Source organism: Nitrospira sp., from assembly GCA_035968315.1.
In the GTDB taxonomy this organism is placed as follows: Bacteria; Nitrospirota; Nitrospiria; order Nitrospirales; family Nitrospiraceae; genus Nitrospira_D.
Map to the genome: position 1 here is coordinate 259,013 of JAVYIN010000005.1, position 25,041 is coordinate 284,053.

Genomic DNA, 25,041 nt, shown 5'->3' on the forward strand with positions numbered 1-25,041 from the left:
ATGAGCCGGTGTCTGCCGGCAATCTGTGCGGTGGCGCCGCTCCGATCCTAGGGCTTATCGGTCGAGAGCTTCTTGCCCAGCCTGCGCGCGAGACGGACCATGCCGGGGGAGCGATCGGCGGGGTTGAGCAGCACGTTGAGCAGATGGACGTGTGACGCGTCTGTGAGGGCCGCGGCCAGGCTGCGCTCGAACTCCCGTTGCGTCGTCACACGCGAGCCGACGCCTCCACCGATCACCTCGCAGAGGCGTTCGTAGTGCCATTCGTGGATGTCATTGAACGGCCCTTCGAGAATTTCCCGCTCGGTTGAGTAGCCATGGTTGTTCAAGAGGATCACGATGGGCGCCTGTCCGTAGCGCACGCAGGTCGAGAGCTCCGTCCCGGTCATCTGGAAGGCGCCGTCACCCACCAGCACGATGGGGCGCAAGGTGGGATCGGCGAAGGAGGCGCCGAGCGCCGCCGGCACGGCAAATCCCATGGAGGTGTAGTACGCCGGTGAAAGAAATTCAAACCGGCGGTGGACATGCAAATCGGCGGCGGCGAACAGCGACTCGCCCACATCGGCGATGACCAGCGTGTGTGCTGTCAGAACGCTGTCGAGATGGCGAAAGAGCCCCTGAAGCGTGACGGGGGCGTCCGGAGCCGGCGCGGGTGTCGTGGTGATGGCCGGGGCCGGGAGTGTGCGGGATGGGAAGGTCGGCAGCGGGGTTTCGCCGAGCGCACACACAAAGTCCTGAAAGCGGATGGCTTCGTAGCGATGGTGCTTGACCGCGATCCGGTCAGCGGTCGCATGGATGGTGCGGCCTTCGGTCATGAGCGGCGAGCGGGCATCCACATCTTCGACATCCGACAGAATCGAGCCCAGGATCAGCAGGCAATCGGATTCGTTGATGAACCGCTGCACCTCATCGCGTCCGATGAGGCCTCCGTAGACTCCCACATATAATGGATGATCCTCGCGAATGACGGATTTCCCCAGCAGCGTGGAGGCGATCGGAATGTTCAGCCGTTCGACCAGGCGCGCCAGATGATCGTGCAGGCCGAAGCGGCCGACCTCCGCCCCCACCAGAATCGCCGGCCGCTGGGCTGAGGCGAGCATGGTCCTCACCTCACTCACCGCTTCAGCCAGCGCCGCCGGGTCGCTCGGTTCATCTTCGAGACAGACCGGTTTGCCGGTGCTCCGCAGCGGCGTATGGACCATGTCGCGGGGAATTTCGATGTAGATCGGACGGCGGTATCGGAGCAAGGCGGCAAAGGCACGGTCCATTTCCCGTTCGGCGGTCAGCGGATCGTCGAGCGCCACGGCGGCCACGGTCATGCGCTCGAAGACTTCCCTCTGCGTGGAGAAGTCTCTCACCATGTGGTGCATGTAGGGTGTTCGGGTGCGTTCCGAAAGCCCGGGCGATCCGGTGAGCAGCACCACGGGAGAGCGTTCGGCGTAGGCGCAGGCAATCGCGTTGACGGTATTCAATCCGCCGACGCAGTACGTCACGCAGACGGCGCCGATGCCGTTGATGCGGGCGTAGGCATCCGCCGCAAATCCCGCGCAGTCTTCGCGCGTGGTGCCGATGTGTCTGATCGGAGAGGCGTCGATCAGCTGATAGAGGGAGAGCACGTAGTCGCCGGGGATGCCGAAGATGTGGCGGACCCCGAGTCGGTGGAGCCGGTCAAGAACGGTCGATCCGATGGTTGGGGGGCGGTTCATGGACAATCTCCTGAAAACCGGTCAACAATCGGGCCTCACCCGCAGCAAACCACACGGCGGAGGTGGCGTCAAGCATCGTGTCGCGCGGACGGTCCCATTTCAAGGCGGCTGGGATTGTGCTTGACCTTTGGGGGCGCGCAATCGGATAACAATAAAATGACAACACCACATGATCTGCCGACAGCGAAAGTGACGCTTACTCAGCCGCGAGGCGCAGAGGGGCCAGGCCATCTCTGGGTCTATGCCGGCCATCTCGGAAATGTTGACGGACAGCCGGTGGCCGGCGATGTCGTCGATGTCGTGACGCCGGCCGGCCGATTCTGCGGCCGTGGGCTCTATAATCCGGAGTCCAAGATCCGGGTTCGCTTCCTGACCTTCGAGGATGAACCGATTACCGAGCCATTTTGGCGTGAGCGGATCCGCCAGGCGGTGCGCCTGCGGAAGCGCATCGTGAGAAACGCCACGGCCTATCGGCTGATCCATGGCGAGGGGGACCGGCTGCCGGGGCTGATCGTCGATCGATACGATCAGGTGCTCGTGATGCAGACCCTGTCATTCGGCATGGACCGCCGCAAGGAGCGGCTGGCGGAATGGCTGGCTCAGGAAACGGGCGTGCACACGATTTACCTCAGGAACGATGCCAAGAGCCGGACGCTCGAAGGGCTGCCGCTTGAGCGCGGATTCATCAAGGGATCCGGGGCGACGACGGTGGAGATTGCCGAAGGCCCGGCGACATTTCTGGTCGATATCGAGCGCGGGCAAAAGACCGGCTGGTTTTGCGATCAGCGGGAGAATCGGCTGGCGGCGGCCACCTATGCCAGCGGGGCCGATGTGCTGGAAGTGTTTTGCCATACGGGTGCCTTTGGTATTCATGCGGCGCTCGCCGGGGCCAAGTCGGTCGAAGGGCTCGATGTGAGCGAGGAAACCCTGGTGCTGGCGCGCGAGCAGGCGAAACGAAATAAGGTTGAGGCGCAGTGCCACTACCGGGCGTGCGATGCCTTCAACGAGCTGCGGACGCTGGGAAAATCTGGCAAGCGCTACGATGTGGTGATGCTCGATCCGCCGGCCTTTGCCCGGAGCCAGCAGGCCGTGCGAAAAGCGCTGAGCGGGTACAAAGACATCAATCTCCAGGGGATCAGATTGACGAAGCCCGAGGGATTTCTGGTGACGAGTTCCTGCTCGCACCATATTTCAGAGCACGATTTCTGGGGCGCCGTTCGGCTGGCGGCGCGTGATGCCAAGCGAGAGCTTCGCCTGATCGAGCAGCGGGGGCAAAGCGGCGATCATCCGATCCTGGCCAGCATGCCGGAGACCAGGTATTTGAAGTGTCTGATCCTGCAGGTCTTGTAGCTTAATCGCTCGGCGGCTCGAAATGTCCTGACGGCCGGTGAAGCCAGGGCACCGTAGCCTGGCGGGATTGTTTCACGAGGCTGCGCAAGCTCATCTCCGCGGCTCTGAGTAATTTCGGATCACCGGCCTGCATCAAGGCCGTCAACATGACATAGAGCGACCGATCCAGGCGTGAGCCTGCGAGGATGCGATCCGTCACGGGATCGGTCTGAGCGGGATCCGGCCGGTCGCCGTCGTCCGCTTGCTCAAACAGGTGTTCAAAGGATTTTGGTGAATCAAAGAGCCAGGACGGGGGGATATTGAGCGCGGAGGCGAGCGATTCAATCGTGGCCGCAGAGGGGTCGGCCTGATCGGTCTCGATCTCCTCAAGAAGAGCGGATGGGATCCCGGCCGTTGTAGACAGTGCCTCCAGAGATTGGTTTCTGGAAAGCCTCCACGCCTGTATCAGGGCACCGATAGCCATGCGCGAATGATACAGAAAACAGCGGTGTGCCGCAACCGGCTCCGCGTACAGCGTATTTGTAATGGCTAAGTAAATCAATGGGTTGCGGATAGGTATGCTTGGTGGCAGGTCAGGGGGAGAATCAGGTACAATACAACCGTTCGTGTGGTGGTTTGAGAAGGAGGCGGGACGTATGTTGGGAACAGATATTCGCGGCATCATGGCGGAAGAAGAAGAAGTGACCAGGCGTCAGCAGGCGCTGAAGTCGCTGATGACGATGCGGGCCAAGCAGCTGCGTGAGTCGTTGGATGCTCGGATCAAGCGCGCACAAGGCACCGGCGATTGGGCACATTTGTCCAAGGCCGAATGTGCGGATCTGCATAAACAGGAAAAAGCGCATCTGAAATCGCAGCTGGAGAAGCTGCAAACGGAGCAGGACCGGACGCGCGGCAAATTGACGGCCTTGAAGCGTGCCAAGGCACGGGCTCAGCGGATTCGCGCCGCGGAGGCGGCCTCCGAGCGAAAGCGGCGGTAGGCTTCTGACGGTTTGTTGTCACGATAGCGGTTTCGGACGGTAGGAGGAGTCTAGGCGTGTCCGGTCCTCTCCGTCCTCTCACCAAAGCCCACGCGGCCCTCATCAGGCACCTGCTTCACGAGAAGAAAACGCGGCAGTCCGAGGGCGCCTTCGTTATCGAAGGCGCCCATGCCTGCCGCGATATCATCCAGTCGTATCCGGACCAGATCCTCAGCCTCGTCGCCGCCCCGCAGTATCTTCAGAGTGAAGACGTGGCGGCTCGGGCAGCCCGGGCCGTGCTTGCCGTGCCGCAGTTCACCTGTTCGGATCTCGCGTTTGAAAAGCTCTCGGATGTCGATGTGCCGCAGGGCATTGTGGCGGTGGTGCGTCAGCCGAGATGGAGTGAAGCGGACCTGGGTGCGCAGGCACGGCTGTTGGGGGTGTACGGAGAGCGATTACAAGATCCGGCCAATGTCGGCACGATCATTCGGACGGCTGCGGCGCTCAATCTCACGGGCGTCTGGCTGAGCCCGGATTCCGTGGATTGCTTCCATCCCAAAGTCGTACGGGCCACTGCCGGGGCATTGCTCGCGCTGCCGGTGTTTCAACATGCCGCGCTCGAGGCGTTCTCCCAATCAGGCTGTTCACTCTATGCTGCCGTGGTGTCTTCTCCGGATGCGGTTTCGATCAGAGCCATCACAGCGATCCCCGCACGGACGGTGATTGCTGTCGGAAACGAAAGCCAAGGGTTGGCTCAGGAGACGGTCGCCGCTGCGCAGGTCAGATTCACCATTCCGCTGTCGCGGGGCGTAGAGTCATTGAATGTGGCGGCCACCCTTGCGATGACGGCCTTCTACTTCAGTGAGCTTCCCGTCACCGCCTAGTCCAGCCCCGTCAGTCCAAGACGAATGTGACTTTCATGTCCACGCGATAGAGGGCGGCCCTCCCGTTCTCGGCCAGCATATGCTGCTTCTTTACCCACGCTAATTTGACAGCCAAAGGGTGAGGTAATTCGCTACAAGACTACTGAAGTTACTGTAGCGAAAGGTCGCAATCGTGCGCAGGGGAGAGCAAGTCAGCGCAGTGCGATTGATGGCGAGCAGATGCTCCAGGTCATCCGATCCTCTGAATAGGTATCTCGAAATGGAGATTCCGGCGGTCTGATTAGCTGCCTGGCAGAGCGGCGGCATTGCGATTGCTCATTGGCTGCTGGTGGGGGGAGTTGTCGTAGCGGAGGAGCATGCCAGCTGTGCAACCATTGCGTCTCGCAGTCGTGGGACTTGGCCGGGTCGGGCAGGTCTGCGCGGAATTGATTTCACGCAGCCACGACCTCAGTCTGGCCGCCATCGTGCGGCGGGCTGGCAGTGCGGGGGGAACGCTTCCGGAGGCGCTACGATCTGTTCCGGTGGCCACGCACATCGGTCAGGCGAGGGATGTCGATGCCGCACTGATTTGTGTGCCGACAAATTCAGCCCTAGAGATCGCCGGACAGATTCTTCAGCACGGCATTCCAATCGTGGACTGCGTCATGCTGCAAGGCGAGTCGCTCCATGCCCATAAGCAGGCCATCCGCAAGGCAGCCCTCCATCATCGGGCTCCGGCGATTGTCGGAGCGGGCTGGGATCCCGGCGCACTGTCGGTGTTCCGTTCGTGGTTTGCCCTGCTGACGCCCGGGGGATCGACGGAGACACGGCGCCACACTGGGATCAGCCTTCGCCATACTACGATGGCTCAAGGTGTGAAAGGGGTGAGGGATGCGCTCTGTGCCGAAATCCAGTCCCCCGAGGGGAGGTTGCAGCGGTACGTCTATGTCGAGTTGGAGAAGCAGGCGGATGCGGAGAGGGTCGCGCAGGCGATCCGCGCCGATCCGCTCTTTCTTGGGGACGAGACGCAGGTGTTTCCGGTGGAAAGTCTCGCGGCGCTGGAGCAGGAAGGGCGGGGAGTGGTCCTCGACCGGCGGGGCCCTCCGGGACGATTGGGTCACCAGCATCTGCTGCTGGAGGCGCGTTGTGACGACACGGTGCTGACGGCGCAGATGATGCTTGCCGCCGCTCGCGCTCTTCCGGAGCTTGATCCGGGAGCCTATGTGCTCACGGAGATTCCCCTCAGTGCGATGTGGGGAGAGCGGGTGGAGCAGGCGCGGCGGGACTGGCTGTAACTAGGGAAAGAGTGTACGGTCTTCGGAACCACGATGGAGGCAAAGGAAAAGGCGGGGACTGTCAGCGTGATGTGAGCGGCAGCACGCTTAGGGTGTTTTCGGGAGAGGCCTCGTTTCGAAACCATGGAGCCAAGCTGGGAACATTTTCCGCACCAGGCCGATATCGGCGTGCGAGGGATCGGTTCGACGAAGGACGCGGCGTTTGAAGGCGCGGCACGCGCTATGACGGCCGTGATCACGGATCCGGACGCTGTCGTTCCGGCACAATCGGTCTCGATGGCCTGTGAGGCGCCTGATGATGAGCTCTTGCTGGTCGATTGGCTGAACGCGCTCATCTATGAAATGGCCACGCGGAAGATGCTGTTCTGCCGCTTCGCCGTGCGCATCAACGGCCATGCGTTACAGGCGACGGCATGGGGAGAGCCCGTCGAGGTATTGCGGCATCAGCCGGCCGTCGAGGTCAAAGGCGCGACCTACACGGAGCTGTCGGTGAAGCAGGACGGGCAAGGCCGTTGGATAGCCCAGTGCGTGGTGGACGTGTAGAAAGCATTCACGCCAACTGACAAGGCTAGGGGCTAGGGGCACGAGGCCAGAGGGTGGAAGGCCTCTCCCCTCTTGCCTCTCGCCCCGTTCCTCGCGCCTGAAGATTCAGGGCAGCGGCAGCAGTGTTCAGGAATACGGTGCGCTAGTCCGGATCAACAAATGAGGCAGTGATGGATCTGAGTCGATTGAAACGGCGAGGGCATGACGAATGGCACATTGCACCCCGCGGCAAGATGCGGGTGCCAGGGGTGATCTATGCGACCGAAGACTTGATTCGCGACATGGACGAAAAGGTGTATGAGCAAGTGACGAACGTCGCGACGTTGCCTGGCATCGTCCGGGCCTCCTATGCCATGCCCGACGCCCATTGGGGCTACGGCTTTCCCATCGGCGGAGTCGCCGCGTTCGATCCCGATCTCGGCGGAGTCGTGTCTGCCGGTGGCGTGGGGTTCGATATTTCCTGCGGCGTCCGGTTGCTTCGCACGGGACTGACGGTGGAGGATCTTCAGCCGGTGAAGGAACTTTTGGCCGAGGCCTTGTTCCATCGCATTCCCGCCGGTGTGGGGAGCACGGGGTTGGTGCATTTGGACAAGCAGGCGATGGATGCCATGCTTGCCGGAGGGGCGAAATGGGCGGTGGGGAAAGGCTATGGGCTGCACGAGGATCTGGAGTTCATCGAAGAGCACGGCTGCATGGCCGGCGCCAAACCGGACTGCGTGTCGGATTACGCCAAGAAGCGCCAGCAGGACGAAATGGGGACGCTCGGTTCCGGGAACCACTACCTTGAAGTGCAGCAGGTCGTGACGGTGTTTGATGCGGAGGTAGCGTCTGTATTCGGTATCCGCGAGGGCGACCTCGTCGTGAGCATCCATTGTGGTTCGCGCGGGCTCGGGCACCAGATCGGCACAGAGTTTCTCAAACGCATGGCTGTGAGCGCCGCCCGGTACCAGATCGAATTGCCGGATCGCGAATTGGCGTCCGCTCCGATCAATTCTGAGGTGGGCCAGGAGTATCTCGGCGCCATGCGGGCGGGGATCAACTGCGCCCTCGCCAACCGCCAGATCGTCACCCATCTCGTCAGGCAGATCTTTGAGGAGGTCTTGCCACAGGCGACGCTCTCTCTGCTCTACGACGTGTCGCATAACACCTGCAAAGTTGAGGAGCATGTCATCGATGGAAGGGTGATGCGCCTTTTCGTCCATCGTAAAGGCGCCACGCGGGCTTTTGGACCAGGCCATCCTGATATTCCTCCGCCGCTCCGGGCTGTGGGGCAGCCGGTGCTGATTGGCGGAACCATGGGAACGGCCTCCTATGTGCTCGTGGGCACGAAGGAGAGCATGACGCTGGCGTTCGGGTCCGCCTGCCACGGAGCGGGCCGCAGCATGAGCCGGCATCAGGCGCTCAGGCAGTGGCATGGCCGTGATGTGGTGAAGGAGCTGGCGGCGCGTGGGATTCTGATCCGCAGCCCATCCATGCGCGGAGTCGCCGAAGAAGCGCCGGGCGCCTACAAGGATGTCAGCGAAGTGGTCGATGCGGCGGATGACGCGAACCTGGCGCGGAAGGTCGCCAGACTCGAACCGCTCGTGTGCGTGAAGGGGTAGCGAAGCAGACTGTGCATGATCCGGCGGCGGCTCGACGCCAATGCCGCGGGTCGGGTTGTTGTCTTGTAAGCGCGCAGACGCAGGATTGTGTCTTATGTGAATGCGTATATGGAACTCCGGTCTGATGCGGCTGTTATGGCGATTTTAGTGTGACCCGAACAGTCGCCGTGTCCGGCGATGGCAAGGGGATCGCGTGGCGGGAGAACGGCAGCGGTTCAGCGGGGGAGGCCTCAAGGGCGATATCGTTCAACTGATAACAGGCTCTGAGGGCTTGCTGTGCATAAGGCGTGCTGACAGGCTGAGCCGTGTCTTTTGCGCGCAAGTCCGGAGTTCCCCAGATGCGGCTAATGATGAAGTAGACGCATGCGGCGACCAGGCTGTTCGCGACGATGAGCAGAAGAATGAAATCCATCATATGGCTGCTTCTGGCCTAATTTTGAGTGGTGGTTGCATAGCAATAAATGCAAGCGCCGAACCAGAGAGGTGAGTCTGTCCAATCAATGCGGAGGGCGGGAGAGAGCCGTGCATTGGCGTGATGTTGTGCCTGTAGGTGCCGGGGCTGAGCCAGTACTACACATTGAGGGCTGGGGGGAATTGATTCCAAAATGATCCACGTTGGATCGGTAGCAGTTCAATGAAGGGGAGGCGGAAATCTTTCTCTATGGATACAGGCGTGAATCGTCCCTGTTGGAATGGCCCAGTGCGCCTCCAGGAGGCCGGCCGGGAATCTGCTTGAGTCTGAGAAGTTTGGTGAGGTAGGTCCGTTGGAGTCCCAAGAGCTCAGCGGATCTGGTCTGGTTCCATCCAGTGCGGCGCAGAGCCTCCTCGATAATGGTTCGGCTGTATGTTTCCATCAACTCGTGATAGCCCTGCTCAAGAGCAAGGGGCTGGTGGTTGCCAGACGACGGGCCGGTCTGTTCCGAAGAGAGGGTGAGATGGACCGGTTCAATGACGGATCCCTCGCATAACACCAGCGCTCTGGTCAGCACATTTTCCAATTCCCGGATATTGCCGGGCCAGTGGTAATGGTGAAGCCTTTGTAATGCGGCAGGGCTCAAGGTGCAGTGCTGGCGTGCGCCGAACTGGACGGCCCGGCTGAGGAAATGATCCGCGAGGATGGGCAGATCCTCTATCCGCTCGCGGAGCGGCGGCAGCCGGAGGGTGATGATGTCGAGGCGATAAAATAAATCTTCCCGGAAGGCTCCTTGCCGAATGGCCTGGCGAAGGTCTTTATTGGTGGCGGCGATGAATCGGACATCTGTGTGCACGGCTTGCGAGCCGCCGATGCGATAGAACACTTGATCTTGCAGGACCCGCAAGAGATGGCTTTGCATCGGGAGGGGCATGTCGCCGATTTCATCCAGAAAGAGGGTGCCGCCTTCGGCGATTTCGATTTTCCCCGGCTCGCGCTTGAGCGCGCCTGTAAACGCGCCCCGCTCATGGCCGAATAATTCGTTCTCCAGCAGGCTTTCGGGGAGCGCCGCGCAATTGACGGCGATGAACGGCTTGTCCCGGCGCGGACTCCACTGATGGATGGCGCGGGCCATGACTTCCTTGCCGGTTCCCGTTTCTCCCAGCAGGAGCACGGTGGTGTTGGACCCCGCCGCTTGTTGCGCCAGCTTGAGCGGGGCCGCCATCGTAGCGGCGCGGCCCGTGACCGAGGTGTATCGTTCGGCGACTTCTTTTCGGAGCACATCGACCTGGCGATGAAGCGACACGGATGCGAGCGCCTTATTAATGACGACGGTGAGATGCTCGCCGGTGAAGGGCTTGGGAATGAAATCGCAGGCTCCCAATTGCATGGCTTGCACGGCGCGCTCGACGGTGCCGAACGCGGTGAGGATGATGACCTGGGGGGCCGTGTGGTCCGATGAGAGGCCGGTGGAATCGCCCGGCCTGGCTCTTGTCTGGGATTTGTCGCGAATCTGTTTCAGGATGTCGAGTCCTGAGAGGAACGGCAGTTCCAGGTCCAGAAGCACCAGGTCAGGGTGTTCCTGCTCGATGAGCCGCAGGCCCTCCTTGCCATCCTGAGCCGTGAGAACCTCGTGGCCCATCCAGGCCATGCGATTCTCCAGCCCAAGGAGAATGTCGCGGTCATCGTCAACAATCAGAATTTTCGCACGCATAGCGGACGGTGCTCCAGGGTAAGAATTCTACGGTATTGCGCCGGGAAAAGACATGCTCCTTACTCGGCTTGGTTCCTCTGCGATCATATGTGCGCTTCGACTGAGATGGGCTGCCATTTCCTCTCAAAATGTTCGTGTTATCGGGGCGCAGGGGGGGCCGGATATGCCGGCAATGGGCACGGTAAAGAAGATCCGGGTTCCCGATCCAGGCGCGCTTTCGACAGCAATCTCTCCTTTGTGCATGGCCACGAGGGTTTTGGTGATGAATAAGCCAAGCTGGGCTCCTTGAGAGGCCGGCATTGATGAGGGCACTTTAGAGAATTCATCGAAAATATGGGGCAGATGTTGCGGAGAAATCCCGCAGCCCGTATCGGCCACGCAGGTTTTGACCATGTCGTCGGCTGTGCGGGAAAAGGAGATGGTCACGGTTCCGCCAGGCGGAGTGAATTTGATGGCATTTCCGATGAGGTTCCAGAGGATCTGTTCCAGTTTATCCCGATCACCGTAGACCTGTGGCAGTGTCGCATGGGCGTCGATGACCAGTGTCACCTGTTTTTCCGCCGCGACGGCTTGCAGGCTGTCTATGGCCGTGACCGCGATCTCCGCGATGCAGACGGAGTCCGGGTGCAGTACGTCTTTCTGTCTGTCCAAACGGGACCAGTCCAGTAATTGATTGATGATGCGGGCGAGCCGGGCCACGTTGTGTTCGATGCGGGCGAGGTAGGTGGTCTGCTGGGGGGTCAATGGGCCGGTGACCCCGTCGAGCATGTTTTCCGCAAAGTTGCGGATCGCGGTCATGGGCGTGCGCAATTCATGAGACACCACCGATAAGAAGGTCGAGCGCCGCCGGTCGTGGGCCTGCAGTTGGTCGTTTGCCCGAGACAGTTCGTCGGTGCGTTCGCGAATGCGCTCTTCGAGGTGCTGGGTGAGCTCGGACAAGTGCATGTAGGCCCGCGTGTTATCGATGGCGGCGGCGACATGGCTGGCAATCGTCAGGAGAATCCGGAGATCGTCTTCGGTGCAGGCCTGCTGGCCGCGGTCTCCGGCCAGATATCCCACAATGCCGTTCCGGCTTTGCAGCGGCACGGCAATAAAGGACGAGATGCCGGTGTCTTGGAGTAATGCCAGCACCGGCGGGTGGATCCGGCCGGTTTCGGATTCCAGGTGTTCCACGAGCACCGGTGTTCCATGCAGCAAGAGCGCGGCGGTGATGGAGCCGTCGTCGCGAATGGGAATCTCCAGGCGATAGGCGGATTCGGCGACGTCGGGCGAGACGCCGGTGACTCTGGCAATATAGGACGTCTCCCGGTCTTCGTGGCGAAGGCTCAGCACCATGCGCACAAAACCGAGATTACCGACCAGCAATTGCAGCACGGTATCGAGGAGCACGTTCATGTTCAGTGTGCTGGCAATGGCCGCGCTGGCTTGATGCAGCGTGGTGAGCTGGCTGACGTGCCGTGTAATGGTATGGAGGTTGGCGGTGATGGCCTGATTGCGTTCTTGCACCGAGCGGGCCATGTCGTTGAACAGGCAGGTCAATTGGCCTACTTCGTCATGCGTCGTTGCGGGCAAGTGCTCCGGGACGGCACCGGTGGACACTTGGCGGGCCATGTCGGCGAGCCGCCGCAGTGGCGTGGTAATTTTGGCCGTCAACATGTGGGCGCCGGCAATGCCGGCGACAATGATGAGGGCGGTCAAGGCAAAGACGTTTCCCATCATGGTGATGACTGACTGGCGGACATGTTTGTCGGTGAGGCCGATTTGAACGATGCCATAGATGGCCGGGGCGGCCGTCTCGCTCCGCGGAGCCGTCAGATTGTCGGGGTCGAGCGCAAAGGGAGGAAGGGGCATCGCCGAGGGGCGGCGTATCGGCAGGGCGAAGTCATAGAGATTCTCCGAGAGGGCAGGGAACACGTCAAACCAGAGCGAGTGGCGCTCGGAAGATTGGGGCGCGAGCGTGCCTGGCGCCGTGAGCGGTGTGACCTGCGGAGTTGCGGCGTGTGCCTGTACGGCCCGGGCGGCGATATCGGCATCCGGGTAGAGGGGGAGCGTTGCGGATGGGTGCGAGCCTGTGGCGGAGGGATAGGTGTCCTTGCTCTGTTTGGCGAGAATGCGGCCCTGAGCGTTCGTGATAACGACATAGACGACTTCGTCGATGGAGGCGAGTCCATCGATGTATTGTTGCAAGGTAATGGGATCTTCCGCGATTAAGGCCGCAAAACGAAAATGATCGTTATGCGCGACGTTGGCCAGAAGGATGGTGCCGAGACGATGGAGATCCTCCATCATGGCGGCGCGTTTGGTTTCGACAAAATACCAGCTCAAGGTGGAGCAGGTGAGGACGAGGATGAGGCTGAAGAACAGCACGAACTTCGTGCGCAAGCTGATGAACGGGCTTGCGGGGGAGCCGGGCGGCGGGGATGCGTGGCGGAGAGGGGCGGGGTCAGGGTGCATGGCGTCGCCTCCTAATAAGTGGCATCGATCAGGCGTTCGAGGTCGCCGGGAAAGGCGATGCCCAGGAAGTTGGCGGTCTTGTGATTCACTGTGATCGTCATGCGTTCGATCGGGACCGGCTTCGTCGAAAGTATTCGTTCTCCGTCGAGCAGACGTTTGGCCAGCTGCCCGGTTTCGCGGCCGACATCGCCGTAGGCAATCGAAATACTGAGCAGCGCCCCAAGCTTCGTCAATTCCGGCGAAAACCCGATCACCGGAATATGCCGCGCGAGGGCGGACTCAAGAATAAACCGAATCGACTCAGCGGTCAGGACGGTGGAGTCTGGCGTCAGCCAAAGGCCCTCGACTTCGGCGAGCAGCGCGCGCAGTTGCTGAGGGATGTCTTTCTCGCTGCCGACGGGAAAGGATTCCAGTCGAAACCCGCTGGCGGCGGCCTGTAGGACGGCATCATTGATTCGAGCGGCGGATTTGTTGGACTCAAAGAGGACGCCGAGCCGCCGCAACGATGGCAGCAGGGTGTGGATGATTTTGAATTGTCGGTGGAGCGGAATTTCTAATTGCGTGCCGGTCATATTGGGCGCCGTGAGGCGGTGCTTGAGCGGGTCGAGGATCATCATATAGACGATGGGGATATCCGCAATTTCGTGCTTGGCGGCCAGCGCGGCTTTGATGCCGACGGCGAGGACCATCTGCGCGTCCGAAGCTCTGATTTTCTTGGCCAAGAGGAGGCCCAGCTCGGCATCATTGCGCAGATCGTATTCCACATAGGTTGCGGAGGCCGGAGCTGTGGCTTTGAAGCCTTCGATGGCCTGGGCGTAGGCCGGCAGGTCCGAGGACTTGAGGATTGCGATCTCGGCGGCCTGTGCCGGCGGAATGGCGAAGATGGAGGCGAGGAGTGCCAAGATGAGGGCGAGCAGATGCTGTCCGGCCGCGCCATGCCGGAGGTGAGAGAGGTGTGCTGTGCGGCATCCGTATATTGGCATGATGACGGTCAGCGGCCGGGCGGTGTGTGCGCTTGGACGGTGCCCACGATGCGAGAGGCTCGTCCCGTCTCGTCATGAATAATATGGCCGGACCATGCCAGCCACCGAAGGGTGCCGTCAGGGCGGCGGACTCGATGCTCGAAGGCGATTTCGCCCTGTGAGGTGCTGTCCGCCAGGCGGAGCGCGGCCAGGATCGAGGGCCGGTCGTCGGGATGGATCCGCGCGAGAAAGTCTTGCCGGCTTATGAGGCCCGATCCGGCTGGGTCTCCGAGCAGGTCATGGGCGATCGGCGACCAGTAACAACGGTCTGTCCGGAGGTTCCAGTCCCAAATGCCGATGCGCGCGCTTCCGAGCGCGTGCTGAATCCGCTCCTCATTGGTTCTGAGATGGTCGCCGATTCGTTTGCGTTCGGTAATGTCGGTGGAGATGCCGCAGACGGCGTAAGGCCCGCCGGTGTCGTCGCACAGCGGAAATTTGATGGAGATGTAGTGATGGAGTCCGTCCGGATGCGGGGCGGTCTCGTCGTATTCCGCCGGCCCATTGCGGTCCAAGACCTGGCGATCATTGGCGCTGAAGACCTCGGCGATCTTGGGGGGAAAGAGGTCGTGGTCGGTGCGTCCGGCAATCTGCCCGGCCGTCAGATGGAACAATTCCTGGAACCGCCGATTGGTCAGGATGTACCGGCCGTCCGCGCCTTTCACGTAAATGACCGCGGTGCTATTGTCGATAATATCTTTCAGCAACCGCTCGCTGCGGCGCAGCGTTTCTTCGATCTGCTTCCGCTGTGAAATGTCTCGAATGATGCCGCTGTAAAAATTGCCGCCGCCGGTTTTCCATGTGGCCAGCGAGAGTTCGATCGGAAATTCGGTGCCATCCTTCTTGATCCCTTGCAGCTCGACCGCCGATCCGATCAGACGGCTCACCCCGGTTGTCTCGACGCGCGCCAGCCCGGCCAGATGCCGGTCTCGAAAGCGGACGGGCATCAGGATGGTAAGGGGCTGCCCAAGCAGCCCGTCGTGCGGGTAGCCGAACATCGTGGCCGCCGAGCGGTTGTGCGAGACGATGGTGCCGCGCCCGTCCGCAACGACGATGGCATCGCTGGCCGATTCCACCAGCGAGCGGAAGCGGTGTTCGCTTTCCGTCAAGAGATGCTCGGCCTGCTGCGCTTTCACCGCGAGTTCCTTGACCCCGATGGCGCGCCGGAGCGTTTGCCGAAGCTCCTCGCGGTGGTAGGGTTTGGTCAGATAGGCGTACGCGCCCCGTGACAGTGAGCCCACGGTTTTCTCCGTGGCCGTGCTGGCGGTCACGATGATGACCGGCAAGTGCGGGTCCAGCTGCTGGATGGTGCCGAGGAGCGTCAGTCCATCGCCATCGGGCAGTGTGACGTCGAGCAAGACCGCATTAAACCGGTGGGCATGGAGGTGGGCGAGCGCTTGGGCGCAGGAGGTGGCGGTGTGGACCGCATACCCGTCATGAATGAGCAGGTCCTGCAGGCTGACGACAATGTCCGGATTGTCTTCAACGACGAGGACGGCATAGGAGGCGGTATCGACGGCCATAGCACCTCAACATACTAGGGTGCGGACAGGTGCGGGTGGTCTCAGATAAGGCTGTTTCGAAATGCTCGTGCCATCGTACTGTCTAGACAGTCCGTTCGCAAGGCGGATGCGGTTGAGGTATCGGCCTGCGACGGGGCCTTCCCGGTTTCAAGGGCGCAAGACGAGGAGGGAAGACTCCGCCGTTTGCCTGTTCCATTTCGGCCACGGCATCGTGCAGCGCATCGGTAATGACACGCGCCAGCGTGGCTCGTTCAGTCCAATAAATGGCATTTCGGAGGCGCTCGATCAGAATGGTGGGCACATTCACGGTGACACGTGAGGTGCCATGAGCCGTCAGAGAGGCGGGGGCACTTTTCACGGACAAGCGCCGCGCCGCCGTTGTCGGCTGACTATGACTATTGGGCCATAGGTCCTGGGGGGGAGGGGCGGTGTTGAGGGGGGTCGGATGCTTCGAGGTCTGTTGTGCCATGTGCCGGTTCCTTTTGGATGATACGCCGATCGTCAAGGGTAATGGACAAGACCAGGAACCACACAACGCCCAGGATGCTGACCAAGGGGACCCAGATAATAAGGAATTCCAGTGTCATCCTGTCTTCTCCTGAGTGCGGTGGTGCTGATGGGACAATATTGGAGTAGCAACGCAAACCACATGCCGTTGCGGACAAACCCGATGGGATCAGTAAGAATGCGGCAGAATAGTGGGAAAATTTATTTTGTCGGGGCTATGGCGGGAATAGCAGATGGGAGAAAATTCTTAAAGTGAATCAAAATGGATTCGTCGTTGGTCTAAAAAGGATTCTCCCGACTGTTCAAAAACCATATTGAGGAAAAAGAATGGCCTAACGAGGATGCGAGGAGAGGGCTCGTAAATCCCATTCCGCGACGCCGTGGAGACCGACTTGTTTGAGCAGCGCCGCCCGCATGCGGCGGAGGGATTTATCTGTTGGGTGGTGTTCGATGAGCGAACAGAGGCAGGACATGGCATCGTACCAAAACCCGTTATGTGCATTCTCACTGACGCTGTGTGTCGTGCAGGTGAGATCCGGCCCTGCCTCCACCAGGCAGGCGTTGAACTCACAGCGCTCAATGACGCCGCCGGCGACGATATCTTGAGATGGAGAGTCGGGATTGCGGACAACGGACACATACCAGCGGTATTGCACGTCCGGTTCAAGGGAGAGCCCCAGCTCTTTCAGATTGATCGCCTGGATGCCGGCGGCTTTCGGAGAAGGCAGGGGAGCTTCGTAGACGGGTTGAATCTGGCGATTGTCAACCAGGGTGAACCGTACAGTATAGGCGGTCGGCTTGGAGAGGAACCAATTCAAGACGGGTGTCCGGCTGATGGTTAGTCCGACATGATCCGGGACAAGGGCCTGAATCTCCGGATCGCTCCCTTCCGTTCCGCGAAGGGAGCCTCCAACGCGTGCACGGGGAACCAGTTTGGGGGGCGGCGTATAGATTGGTATGGAGGCATCGGAGCCGCTCTCGGAGGGGATTTCAGCGGGGAGATCGGCCGTCTGTCCGAACGAGGGAGAGAACGATAGGATGAGACCGGCACACAGCGCTCGCATCAAATATGGCAATGTGCGCCGCACAAGAGGCCTTGTTGCTCCACCGTCTGAATGACTCTCCATCGCGAATACCGTAGCATAAAATGGTTTCATATTTATAGCCAATTGTTCAGCAAGAGGAATGCCGCCCAGTACGCCGGGTGGGCATACACGCGGTCCTTCAGCAGATGGCGCTGGGCTCGCTGCAGGGCCTCGGCCTTTGAGGCCGAAGGATTGTTGAGCTGCCGGTAGAATTCCGCAATGAGGGCGGTGGAGGCTTCGTCATTGATGAACCAGAGGGACGCCAGCGCGCTACGGGCTCCGGCTTTGATCGCCACGCCGGCGAGGCCCAAGGCGGCACGGTCGTCGCCGATGCCGGTTTGGCAGGCGCTCAGGGTTAGCAGTTCGAGCGGGTCTTGCCGGAAGCGCAGGAGCCCAACCAGGCGGTCCAACTGTGTCATGGTCAGTTTGCCGTCGTAAGTGAGCAGAAACGAGTCCGCAGGTTCAGGGGAAAAGTGTCCGTGGGTGGCAATGTGCAGCACCCCGTAGCGGCCTTCGCGTAATTCCGTTTCGAGGCGGGTAGCCAGAAAGTCATGATTTTCGAGGCGCTGCCCCTTGTAGAGTGATTCAATCGAAGCGAGTTCTTCCGCGACGTAAGGCAGGGCCGGAAAACCCTGCACGGAGACCGTCAACCCGGCCGCCAGGATGCGTGTGCGTGTTCGGTCCAGCGGGTGGGGGTCGGTTAACGTCAATCCGGGGGTCGAGGCGACGGCGTACCGGTCGATGAGAAAGGCGGTTCCGTCGTGCAGCGCCGCCATCGGCACGGTTCTCAGCGCACGATCGGGCACGAAGACGAGCGTCGTAATGTGCAGGCGGTTCAAGTCGGCCTGGATTGGCCGTACGAGCCAGTCGTAGAGGTGCTGGGCATGAGGCAGATACTCATGCGTCGTCCGTTTTTCCAGCAGGCGGCGGAACGCTCTGATTTCCTGCGTGACCCGTTTGTCGTCGATGGGCACGAGGTAGCGCGTGAGTCCGGTTGGAAGACTGACCAGCAGTTCAATCCTGGTTGGGAAAAGGATCGGGTAGACGACCGCAGTGGACGGGGCGAGCCGGTCGAAGGGCATTGTGCGCGCCTGGAGCGCATCCACGCAGTCGTCACGAAAGTAGTCGCGAAGCTCGGCGGCCTTAGAGGCTTCGATGGCGTCCCGCGCGGCCAGGATGTCCTGCTCGATGCCGGGCGCGCCGGGGCCGCGCGAGGCGCGTTGGAGAAGCAGGTCCGCCAGTTCGAAAAAGAGCGGGCGGATCGAGTCCTGCTCGTCCGGCGGGTCGCCGGCGTGCGCCTGTGTGAGTTGTGGCCGGATGGGCTGCAGGGTGGCGACGGCGTGCCGGTAGGCATCGATCGCCTCGTCCAATTGGCCTGCCAGTCCCAATTCGCGTCCCAACTGCCATTCCCACCGATACAGCGATTCCGGCGCGTCCACCGACTGGGCGGCAAACCAGGCTTGTCTGGTGAGATGGATTGCGTCGTCCAGCCGGTGCTCTGTTTCGTACAGATGGCCCAGATAGCCGAGCGCATAGGAGAGCGTGCGGGTATCGCCGAGGGACTTCGCAACCGTGGCCGATTCCTGAAGCGCCCCGGCGGCGCGCAGCAAGAGGGGCGATTGGATGTCTGGCAGCAGCGTCCGGAGCCGTGCGTACAAGCGTCCCACACGCACAAGCGCCTGGGCTTTGTCGTGGGATGGCGGCAGCAGGGTGAGTTGCTCAAGCGCCTGATCCGTCCATCGCCGGCTGTCGTCAGGACGGCCGAGCCGCAGGGCGGCGCGTGCGGCATTGATCCGTGCGTGGAGGGCCACCATTGGCGCCTGTCCGGCCTGGGCGAGGCGGATGGCGTCGGCAAAAGCGGCCAGCGCATCGGCCTCGTGTTGCTGAAGCACGGCAAGGATGCCTTGATCGTTCAGAATCGAGGCCATCAGCGAGGGAGAGGGCTGCTGGCCGGCCATGGTGTGGGCTTGGGCGAGCAGATCCGCCGCCATGTCCAGGTGGCGGGTCTCCAGATAGGCGCGTCCCAGGTGGGCCAGCACGGTGGCCTGCCAGACCCTGTCGGTCTGTTGTTGTGCCAGGGCGAGCGCGAGTTCCAGAGATTGGAGCGCCTGCTTCGTATGTCCGAGTGTCTGCGCGGCTTGCGCGGCGCCGAGGAGTGCCTGGCTTTGCAGGCGCACGGCGCCCTGCTCCCCGAATAACCGGGCGGCGTCTTTCCAGGCGGCGAGGGCCTGTTCGAAATCACCACGGTGAAAGGCCTCCGAGCCCTGGGTCATGAGCTGGTCAGGATGGTCTGCTGCGATTGCCAGGTTCAGGCCGGTGATCAGGAAGAGTCCACAGAGCAGCAGACGCAACAAGATCCGGCGGCCTCGTGCCACGCCCGTACGATGGGGGTTGAGGGGGAAGCCGCGCGGGAGAGACCGATCTCGATGGGGCATGGGCGTTGTCCTTTATAAGACCTGTACAACCATTTGCAGGTGGATGCCATGGTCTTGCAGATTGCCAGGCGGATGGGACACATGGTTGAGCGGATGCCCCCAATAGAGTTCGAATCGCGCGCGCTCTTGCGGCAGGAGAGTCCAGCGTAGGCCGAGCCCGACGCTGGCCAAGGTGTTGGGCTCGGCCGTGCTGCCCTTGGCATCCCATGCACGGCCCATATCGGCGAATTGGGCGAATTGCAGCCGGGGCTCTCCGGATGGAAAGGCCAGCAGCGGGATGCGCGATTCGAGGGAGGCGAGGAACGCATTGTCGCGGATGAGGGTATTCTCCCGATACCCCCGTACGCTGAACCGTCCTCCGACCGGCACCTGTTCCAGCGGGAAGAGGCGGTCGTTCGAGAGTTGGAGGCTCATCTGTCCCAGTAGTTGCACGCCCCCCCAGTCATCGAGCCGCCGCAGGCCCTGGACCTGTCCTAACCAGGAGAAGAATTGCGAGTCGGGCAGGGGACCGGCATTATTTGTCGCGCCCAGCGCATCAAGGCCGATCGAAAAACGGGAACGCGCGGCCACCACGGCACTCGGCGTCCGATGCACATATTCTTGGATGAAGCGGAGCGCGCTGACCGTATTGACCCCGGTATCCGACGAGCCGGGAATCAGATCGTTGGTGCCGACGCTCCAGGTGACTTTGTTGTACAAGCGTTCACCGGTCACGGCGACGGCGAACTCGTCGGTCAGGGTTTTATAGAGCGGCTGGCGGATGGTGACACCGATGATCTCCGCGTCAGACCGCACATCGAGGGACCGAAAGTTGTCGGCGACGACGAGAAAGTCGTTGCGCCGGTAGTACCCCGTCACGGTGGTGTCGTAGCGGGAGACCGGCAGCGTATAGGAGGTATCGATGATGGGATTGACGCCGCGAGACCGGCCGTAGGTGAAGGAAAAGAGATCGCCATGGCCGGTGAGGTTCTGATGCGCGACGGTGGCCAGTCCTCGTTCGGCGCCGACGACGGGCGTTTGATGGTTGTTCAGATCCAGCCAGGCTTTCCAGGGGCTCGCTTCCGTGACGCGCAGGTTCAAGATGCTTTCGCCGCGCCGGTCTCCGGGGCGGAGTTCGGCGTTGATGCGCTCGATCCGGCTATCTTGCTGCAAGAGTTGCAGCCGCTCTTGCAATGGGGCGATGGCAAACGGGGTGCCCGCGCCGAGTGCGACCCGATCACGCAGGTAGTCGGGGCGGAACCACTCGGTGCCCTCCACATCGATCCGTGCCAGCGCGCCTTCGACGATCTGGATCGTGATGGTGTTGAAGGTCACATCCTGATCGGGGATGATCGCGCCTGAGGTGATATAGCCGTGGTTGACATAGAGGAGTGTCAACGCGAGGCGCAGCCGCTCCAGATCGTCTGTCGTGAGGGTGCGGCCCTTATAGGGGCTGGTGACTGCGTCGATCTCTGCGTCCGTGAAGACGGTGCTGCCGGTCACATGGATGTCATGGACAAAGACGCGGATCTGTCCCAACGGCTGCTTGAGATCGCCGTCGGGAGGGCGGGGAACCGGTGGCAGGACCGGACCGGGCGGCGGGCCGGGCGGCGGAAACTCTTTTTTCAGCGGTCCGGACGGTTCGCCGGAACGGCCGGTCGGGTCGAAGACCGGCGGTATGACTTGCGCGAAGAGCGGCGGCTGCGTCAGTGCGAGCAGCATAACGACCCCCAAGAAGCGTGCGAGGCGTGTTCCCGGCTGTGCCGGCACGCGCCGCATACGATCGGCCGCGTCGGAGCTTAAGCGCGGCATCCGGTCAACCCATTCTCCGCGAAGCTCTGGGTCAGAAAGCCGGCCGGATTCATGCGGCGCAACGAGACCGATTCGTCGGCCGGCGTCGTGACGGTCTCACGTGATGGCACGGTCCGGGCGAATGGGCCGCTGTTCTCTCCGCCGGTTGCGAAGGGGCTCGGTGACCACCCGGCTGGTTCCGCCGGTAAATGGTCGCGTCCGGCGATGAGCAAGCTGCTGGCTTGGCTGTCCGCGAGGGCGGCGCACCGTCCCGTCCGCAGCGTCTGCGTTTGCCGCAACGAGGCGGGCAGGGACGAGACGGTGCCGCTCAGGCTCGACGTCGGCGACTGAATGTTCACCGGGCCATCCAGGCCGAACTGTGATGAGGCATCGACCAGGCTTAGGGCGTCTTGCAGGTAGAGCTGGGAGTAGTTGATGGTGATGGCGCCCCCGTTGCCTTGCACCGCCTGGGCGAGAATCTGGCTGTTCCGCAGAATGACCACGTTCGGATCGATGAAAATATTGCCGCCGCCGCCGGCACCGCCGAGCACCGAAGTGCTGATGGTGCTGTCCGTCAGCCGGATGAGATCCGTCGCGCGGATGTCGATATTGCCGCCGCCAGCCTGCGCGGCCTCAGCTCGCACCGTGCTGTCTGTCATGCGAAACGCTTGTCCCGCAGCGATGGCAATATTGCCGGCATTGCCGGGCCCGGCGCTGCTGGCTGAAATCGATGCGCCACCGCTCATGGTCACGGATTGTCCGGCGGTTACGGTAATATCGCCGCCTGCACCAGGCCCTTGAGTATCAGAGAGGACTTTGGTGCCCCGGTCCATCAACAAGACTTGCTTGCCGGCTGTGATGGCGACTGACCCGGCTGTACCGGTCGATGTGCTCAGGCTTTCGGTGGTGATTATGGATCCACTCAAAAGAGAAATTGAGTCGGATGCGCTGAGTTGAATCTGGCCGCCTTGGCCGGAAGATACGGTGCGGCTTGTGATTAAGCTTTGGCCGGACAGCGTGATCGATTCTCCTGTGAGGTTGATCGCCCCTCCGGTTCCGCTCTCAGTCGTGGAACTTCGAAGAACGGCGTGATCGTCAAGAGTGATACTCTTGAGTGCGGATAACTGGATGGGACCTGTATCAGCGCCGACTGATCTCGTTCGGCTGTTTATCTCAGCGCTTTGTCCGATAAGAATCGAGTCTATGGCGGTAATGTTCACGGTGCCACTGGCGGCCGTGTCAGATATCGTAAATAGTTGAGCGGCATCGGTAAGGCGAAAATTCTTTGCAGTGATTGAAATGTCGCCGCTTGACCCAAGCCCGGCCTGAGAAGTGCTGATGCGGCTTTGCGTGGGTTGGGTGAATTGTGAGGCCCCGGCAAGGGACACTGTGCCGGTCGAAGTTACAGCGATACTTCCAGCTGCACCCTGGCTTGTGCCGATCGTCTCAATAAATCCTCCTCCGGTAATCGTGAGGTTCTCGGCCGAAAGGGCGATATTCCCTGACTTTCCATCGGCTATGGTTAGGGTTTGGATTCCGCCTTGTTCTCCAAGGGAAATCGAGGCGGCGTTGATTGTAATCTGCCCGCCATCGCCGGCACGGGCTACAACGTTTCCTCCCGTCGTGCTGCTCTGGATACTGCTGAAGCCTCCTAGGCCGTCGCCTCCAGTGACGGAGACAATCCCGGATGCTGTTATGTTGATGCTTCCCGCTTGGGCATCGCCGTCCGTTGAGGTTCCTAGGAGGGATCCTCCCGACACTTGCACATTCTGGGCGTTGATGGAGATATCACCGGAACGGCCTTGTCCAGTCCCTGCGGAAAAGATTGTGCTTGGCATCCCGATTGTATTATTGAGCGACAGATCGCCGGTCAGGTTGATATCGATGGCGGTCGGCGCGCCGTCCACGTTCCCTTGGGTTGCTGAAAAAAGAAGGGCGCTGTCCATCACCAACTGTCCGCCTCGAATACGGATGGTGCCTCCTGCGCCTCCGGCTTCGAAGGCGTTATCGCTCGTGTCGAGGAAGGCGCCTTCCGAGAGCGTGATGGTTCCCATGGTCGAAAATGACTGGCTGTTGATGTTCGGGCCGGTCTGCAAATTGGGGAGGAGAATTTCGCCAGGCGAGGCCACGCTGGCCAGTCGGATTTCACCGGCTGGCGCTGCGAGCATGCTCGGTGTACCGGTGGCGGGATCGGATGTGATCGTAATATCTCCGCCAGCCAAGGTCATCGATTGGCTGACAGGAACGGAGAGCGCGCTGCCTAGAACGGTAATGGGAGCAGGGGCGGCATCCAGGAATCCAAAGGCGGCGGGCTCCAAGAATCCAAAACTCGCGATGGGCGACACGGAAAGCACGCTGTTTGAGAGGCTGTCGCTCGCCGGATTCGCGTAGAAGTTTGTGCTGTTCGTTCCGTCGAACAGGCGAATGTAGTTGGCGGTGGTGAAGGCGACCGATCCGCCGACATTCAAGCTGGCGGTTGGGCCGAAGACGATGCCGGCAGGGTTCATCAGAAACAAATTGACGGCGGCCCCGTTCGGGTTCACGAACTGGGTGGTTTGAATCGTCCCATAGATATTCGAGACATTTCCGCCTGTGACGCGGCCAAGGATGTTGGATGTTTGTAGCCCGCTGCTGTTGAGGAAGTTGGCGACATCCCCCGGTCCAATGATGAAGTCTCCAAAGCTATGTAACAGGTTCGGACCGCTGCCCGGTCTCGTGCCGCCGGTGATGTTGTAGAGATTTCCATTCGGTGTGATCGTGGTGTTGAGATTTCCTGCGCCATTCGTCGAGGTAATCGAGGTTGTGACTTGGGCTCGAAGGCTGTTTGTCGTGAACGAGAGAAAGGCCAAAATGGCAAGGATGAGGCCTATGCTTGAGTTTGGAGATAAGCGAGGAAGCTGATTCCGGCTAGTTGTGTCGTTCATGATCGATTCTCCCCGCCCAAATCCGACCCCGCCATTAGAACCTTTCCCCTGCGGTCCTCTGGTTACGGCTTCAAAAATCTTTCGGCATACCCGTCGAACACTCCGGTCTGGCCGAAGTTCGGAACGTTTGCAATTGCGGCAGACTTCACTTCGACAAGCGATAAGGTGAGTTTGTCACCCGCGTATTTCTGATAGAACCAGAATTCTCCCTTCATTACACGGCTTCCGGCAAGACCGGAACTCCAGGTTTCACTCGTCGCCAGATTGAAATTGCCATACGATGCCGGGATGGAGCAACACACGGACTTTTGCTGATATGTCGCGATCTCGTTGTCTCCTGTATTGTTGTCATTGACCCAGCCGGTGACCTTGAACCAGTCATCTTTAGCTGCATTGCTTCCCCGCGTCATCGAACCGTTGGCCGTTCGATCAAATTGGACTTGAACTGGAGGGTTGGCGCTCGGATTGGCTGTCGGTGGTGCATCGAACTGTGCGAAAAATACGATGTCTCCGTTCACTGGCTCCGTGCTGGCCGTGATGAGCACATTTTCAACCCAGATCGAGTCATTGTTGCCGTCGGTCACTTTTGCCATTGCCGGATTGGCGGCACCCGGTTTTTTTTCAATGGTAATCCCACTATAGCTTTTAGCGGTTCCGTCGCAATTGCTGAGAACGACGTCGTTCGGGAAATCGGTGCAATTTCCGGCCGTGAGCTGTGTGCCCTGGATCACGACGGTTAAACCGGTGGCGGCCTGTGATGGCACGGGCAAGATGACCGCAGTGGCCAGCAAGCACAGTGTGGCGAGCAGCAGCGTTGGTGTCTTCGTCATGTTCTCCTCCTGTGGGGGGTGAGAATATTGGGGTAGCGGACATCCCGGCTCCCCGGA

At 60.9% G+C, this 25,041-nt stretch carries 19 protein-coding genes; 6 read left to right on the top strand and 13 right to left on the bottom strand.

The genetic code is table 11. The features are described from left to right. Positions 1–47 precede the first annotated feature (47 nt). On the bottom strand, positions 48–1,703 hold the full coding sequence (locus RI101_04835; GenBank protein MEC4889368.1) for a thiamine pyrophosphate-binding protein: 1,656 nt from the start codon (positions 1,701–1,703) through the stop codon (positions 48–50). A 156-nt stretch (positions 1,704–1,859) separates the two neighbouring features. Between RI101_04835 and RI101_04840 the strand changes: the two genes are divergently transcribed. Next, positions 1,860–3,053, top strand: coding sequence for a class I SAM-dependent rRNA methyltransferase (locus RI101_04840; GenBank protein ID MEC4889369.1), 1,194 nt, complete (start codon positions 1,860–1,862; stop codon positions 3,051–3,053). Between the two features lies 1 nt (position 3,054). On the opposite strand, the gene RI101_04845 is transcribed toward RI101_04840, so the two are convergent. Further along, entirely contained in the window at positions 3,055–3,516 is a 462-nt protein-coding gene (locus RI101_04845) for a helix-turn-helix transcriptional regulator (GenBank protein ID MEC4889370.1), read from the bottom strand. 172 nt (positions 3,517–3,688) lie between these two features. Between RI101_04845 and RI101_04850 the strand changes: the two genes are divergently transcribed. The 5 genes from RI101_04850 (at position 3,689) to RI101_04870 (ending at position 8,311) form a co-directional block, all read left to right on the top strand. Continuing rightward, entirely contained in the window at positions 3,689–4,030 is a 342-nt protein-coding gene (locus tag RI101_04850; protein ID MEC4889371.1) for a hypothetical protein, read from the top strand. Positions 4,031–4,086: 56 nt separating this feature from the next. Further along, entirely contained in the window at positions 4,087–4,893 is an 807-nt protein-coding gene (locus RI101_04855) for an RNA methyltransferase (protein MEC4889372.1), read from the top strand. A 356-nt stretch (positions 4,894–5,249) separates the two neighbouring features. Then, a complete protein-coding gene (locus RI101_04860; GenBank protein ID MEC4889373.1) occupies positions 5,250–6,167 on the top strand; it encodes a diaminopimelate dehydrogenase in 918 nt (305 codons plus the stop codon). A 123-nt stretch (positions 6,168–6,290) separates the two neighbouring features. Then, on the top strand, positions 6,291–6,710 hold the full coding sequence (locus RI101_04865) for an archease (protein MEC4889374.1): 420 nt from the start codon (positions 6,291–6,293) through the stop codon (positions 6,708–6,710). 170 nt (positions 6,711–6,880) lie between these two features. Beyond that, the gene (locus RI101_04870; protein MEC4889375.1) at positions 6,881–8,311 is read left to right on the top strand and encodes an RtcB family protein; all 1,431 of its coding nucleotides are present in this window, start codon (positions 6,881–6,883) and stop codon (positions 8,309–8,311) included. Positions 8,312–8,444: 133 nt separating this feature from the next. On the opposite strand, the gene RI101_04875 is transcribed toward RI101_04870, so the two are convergent. The 11 genes from RI101_04875 to RI101_04925 form a co-directional block, all read right to left on the bottom strand. Beyond that, positions 8,445–8,726 (bottom strand): hypothetical protein, encoded by a 282-nt coding sequence (locus tag RI101_04875; GenBank protein ID MEC4889376.1) that lies wholly within the window; start codon positions 8,724–8,726, stop codon positions 8,445–8,447. A 244-nt stretch (positions 8,727–8,970) separates the two neighbouring features. Beyond that, positions 8,971–10,437: a sigma-54 dependent transcriptional regulator gene (locus RI101_04880; protein MEC4889377.1), complete on the bottom strand. Its 1,467-nt coding sequence runs from the start codon at positions 10,435–10,437 to the stop codon at positions 8,971–8,973. Positions 10,438–10,560: 123 nt separating this feature from the next. Next, a complete protein-coding gene (locus tag RI101_04885; protein MEC4889378.1) occupies positions 10,561–12,891 on the bottom strand; it encodes an ATP-binding protein in 2,331 nt (776 codons plus the stop codon). 11 nt (positions 12,892–12,902) lie between these two features. Beyond that, positions 12,903–13,874: an ABC transporter substrate-binding protein gene (locus RI101_04890; protein MEC4889379.1), complete on the bottom strand. Its 972-nt coding sequence runs from the start codon at positions 13,872–13,874 to the stop codon at positions 12,903–12,905. Between the two features lie 8 nt (positions 13,875–13,882). Beyond that, a complete protein-coding gene (locus RI101_04895; protein ID MEC4889380.1) occupies positions 13,883–15,433 on the bottom strand; it encodes a PAS domain S-box protein in 1,551 nt (516 codons plus the stop codon). A gap of 82 nt (positions 15,434–15,515) precedes the next feature. Continuing rightward, the gene (locus RI101_04900; protein MEC4889381.1) at positions 15,516–15,902 is read right to left on the bottom strand and encodes a hypothetical protein; all 387 of its coding nucleotides are present in this window, start codon (positions 15,900–15,902) and stop codon (positions 15,516–15,518) included. A 370-nt stretch (positions 15,903–16,272) separates the two neighbouring features. Beyond that, on the bottom strand, positions 16,273–17,028 hold the full coding sequence (locus RI101_04905) for a DUF928 domain-containing protein (GenBank protein ID MEC4889382.1): 756 nt from the start codon (positions 17,026–17,028) through the stop codon (positions 16,273–16,275). Positions 17,029–17,099: 71 nt separating this feature from the next. Continuing rightward, positions 17,100–19,460: a CHAT domain-containing protein gene (locus RI101_04910; GenBank protein MEC4889383.1), complete on the bottom strand. Its 2,361-nt coding sequence runs from the start codon at positions 19,458–19,460 to the stop codon at positions 17,100–17,102. Positions 19,461–19,472: 12 nt separating this feature from the next. After that, entirely contained in the window at positions 19,473–21,251 is a 1,779-nt protein-coding gene (locus tag RI101_04915; protein MEC4889384.1) for a ShlB/FhaC/HecB family hemolysin secretion/activation protein, read from the bottom strand. Continuing rightward, on the bottom strand, positions 21,239–24,154 hold the full coding sequence (locus tag RI101_04920) for a filamentous hemagglutinin N-terminal domain-containing protein (protein ID MEC4889385.1): 2,916 nt from the start codon (positions 24,152–24,154) through the stop codon (positions 21,239–21,241). The genes RI101_04915 and RI101_04920 overlap by 13 nt, the downstream gene beginning before the upstream one ends. Before the next feature lie 62 nt (positions 24,155–24,216). Further along, positions 24,217–24,984 carry a hypothetical protein gene (locus RI101_04925; GenBank protein MEC4889386.1) on the bottom strand — a complete coding sequence of 256 codons (768 nt, stop codon included), beginning with the start codon at positions 24,982–24,984 and terminating at the stop codon, positions 24,217–24,219. Positions 24,985–25,041 lie beyond the last annotated feature (57 nt).

Bases quoted from the DNA above. Each gene is read 5' to 3' on its own strand.
- RI101_04875 (MEC4889376.1), bottom strand. From the start codon at position 8,726: ATGATGGATTTCATTCTTCTGCTCATCGTCGCGAACAGCCTGGTCGCC.
- RI101_04865 (MEC4889374.1), top strand. From the start codon at position 6,291: ATGGAGCCAAGCTGGGAACATTTTCCGCACCAGGCCGATATCGGCGTG.
- RI101_04850 (MEC4889371.1), top strand. From the start codon at position 3,689: ATGTTGGGAACAGATATTCGCGGCATCATGGCGGAAGAAGAAGAAGTG.
- RI101_04915 (MEC4889384.1), bottom strand. From the start codon at position 21,251: ATGCCGCGCTTAAGCTCCGACGCGGCCGATCGTATGCGGCGCGTGCCG.
- RI101_04835 (MEC4889368.1), bottom strand. From the start codon at position 1,703: ATGAACCGCCCCCCAACCATCGGATCGACCGTTCTTGACCGGCTCCAC.
- RI101_04880 (MEC4889377.1), bottom strand. From the start codon at position 10,437: ATGCGTGCGAAAATTCTGATTGTTGACGATGACCGCGACATTCTCCTT.
- RI101_04840 (MEC4889369.1), top strand. From the start codon at position 1,860: ATGACAACACCACATGATCTGCCGACAGCGAAAGTGACGCTTACTCAG.
- RI101_04885 (MEC4889378.1), bottom strand. From the start codon at position 12,891: ATGCACCCTGACCCCGCCCCTCTCCGCCACGCATCCCCGCCGCCCGGC.
- RI101_04860 (MEC4889373.1), top strand. From the start codon at position 5,250: ATGCCAGCTGTGCAACCATTGCGTCTCGCAGTCGTGGGACTTGGCCGG.
- RI101_04895 (MEC4889380.1), bottom strand. From the start codon at position 15,433: ATGGCCGTCGATACCGCCTCCTATGCCGTCCTCGTCGTTGAAGACAAT.
- RI101_04845 (MEC4889370.1), bottom strand. From the start codon at position 3,516: ATGGCTATCGGTGCCCTGATACAGGCGTGGAGGCTTTCCAGAAACCAA.
- RI101_04910 (MEC4889383.1), bottom strand. From the start codon at position 19,460: ATGCCCCATCGAGATCGGTCTCTCCCGCGCGGCTTCCCCCTCAACCCC.
- RI101_04870 (MEC4889375.1), top strand. From the start codon at position 6,881: ATGGATCTGAGTCGATTGAAACGGCGAGGGCATGACGAATGGCACATT.
- RI101_04900 (MEC4889381.1), bottom strand. From the start codon at position 15,902: ATGGCACAACAGACCTCGAAGCATCCGACCCCCCTCAACACCGCCCCT.
- RI101_04890 (MEC4889379.1), bottom strand. From the start codon at position 13,874: ATGCCAATATACGGATGCCGCACAGCACACCTCTCTCACCTCCGGCAT.
- RI101_04920 (MEC4889385.1), bottom strand. From the start codon at position 24,154: ATGAACGACACAACTAGCCGGAATCAGCTTCCTCGCTTATCTCCAAAC.
- RI101_04925 (MEC4889386.1), bottom strand. From the start codon at position 24,984: ATGACGAAGACACCAACGCTGCTGCTCGCCACACTGTGCTTGCTGGCC.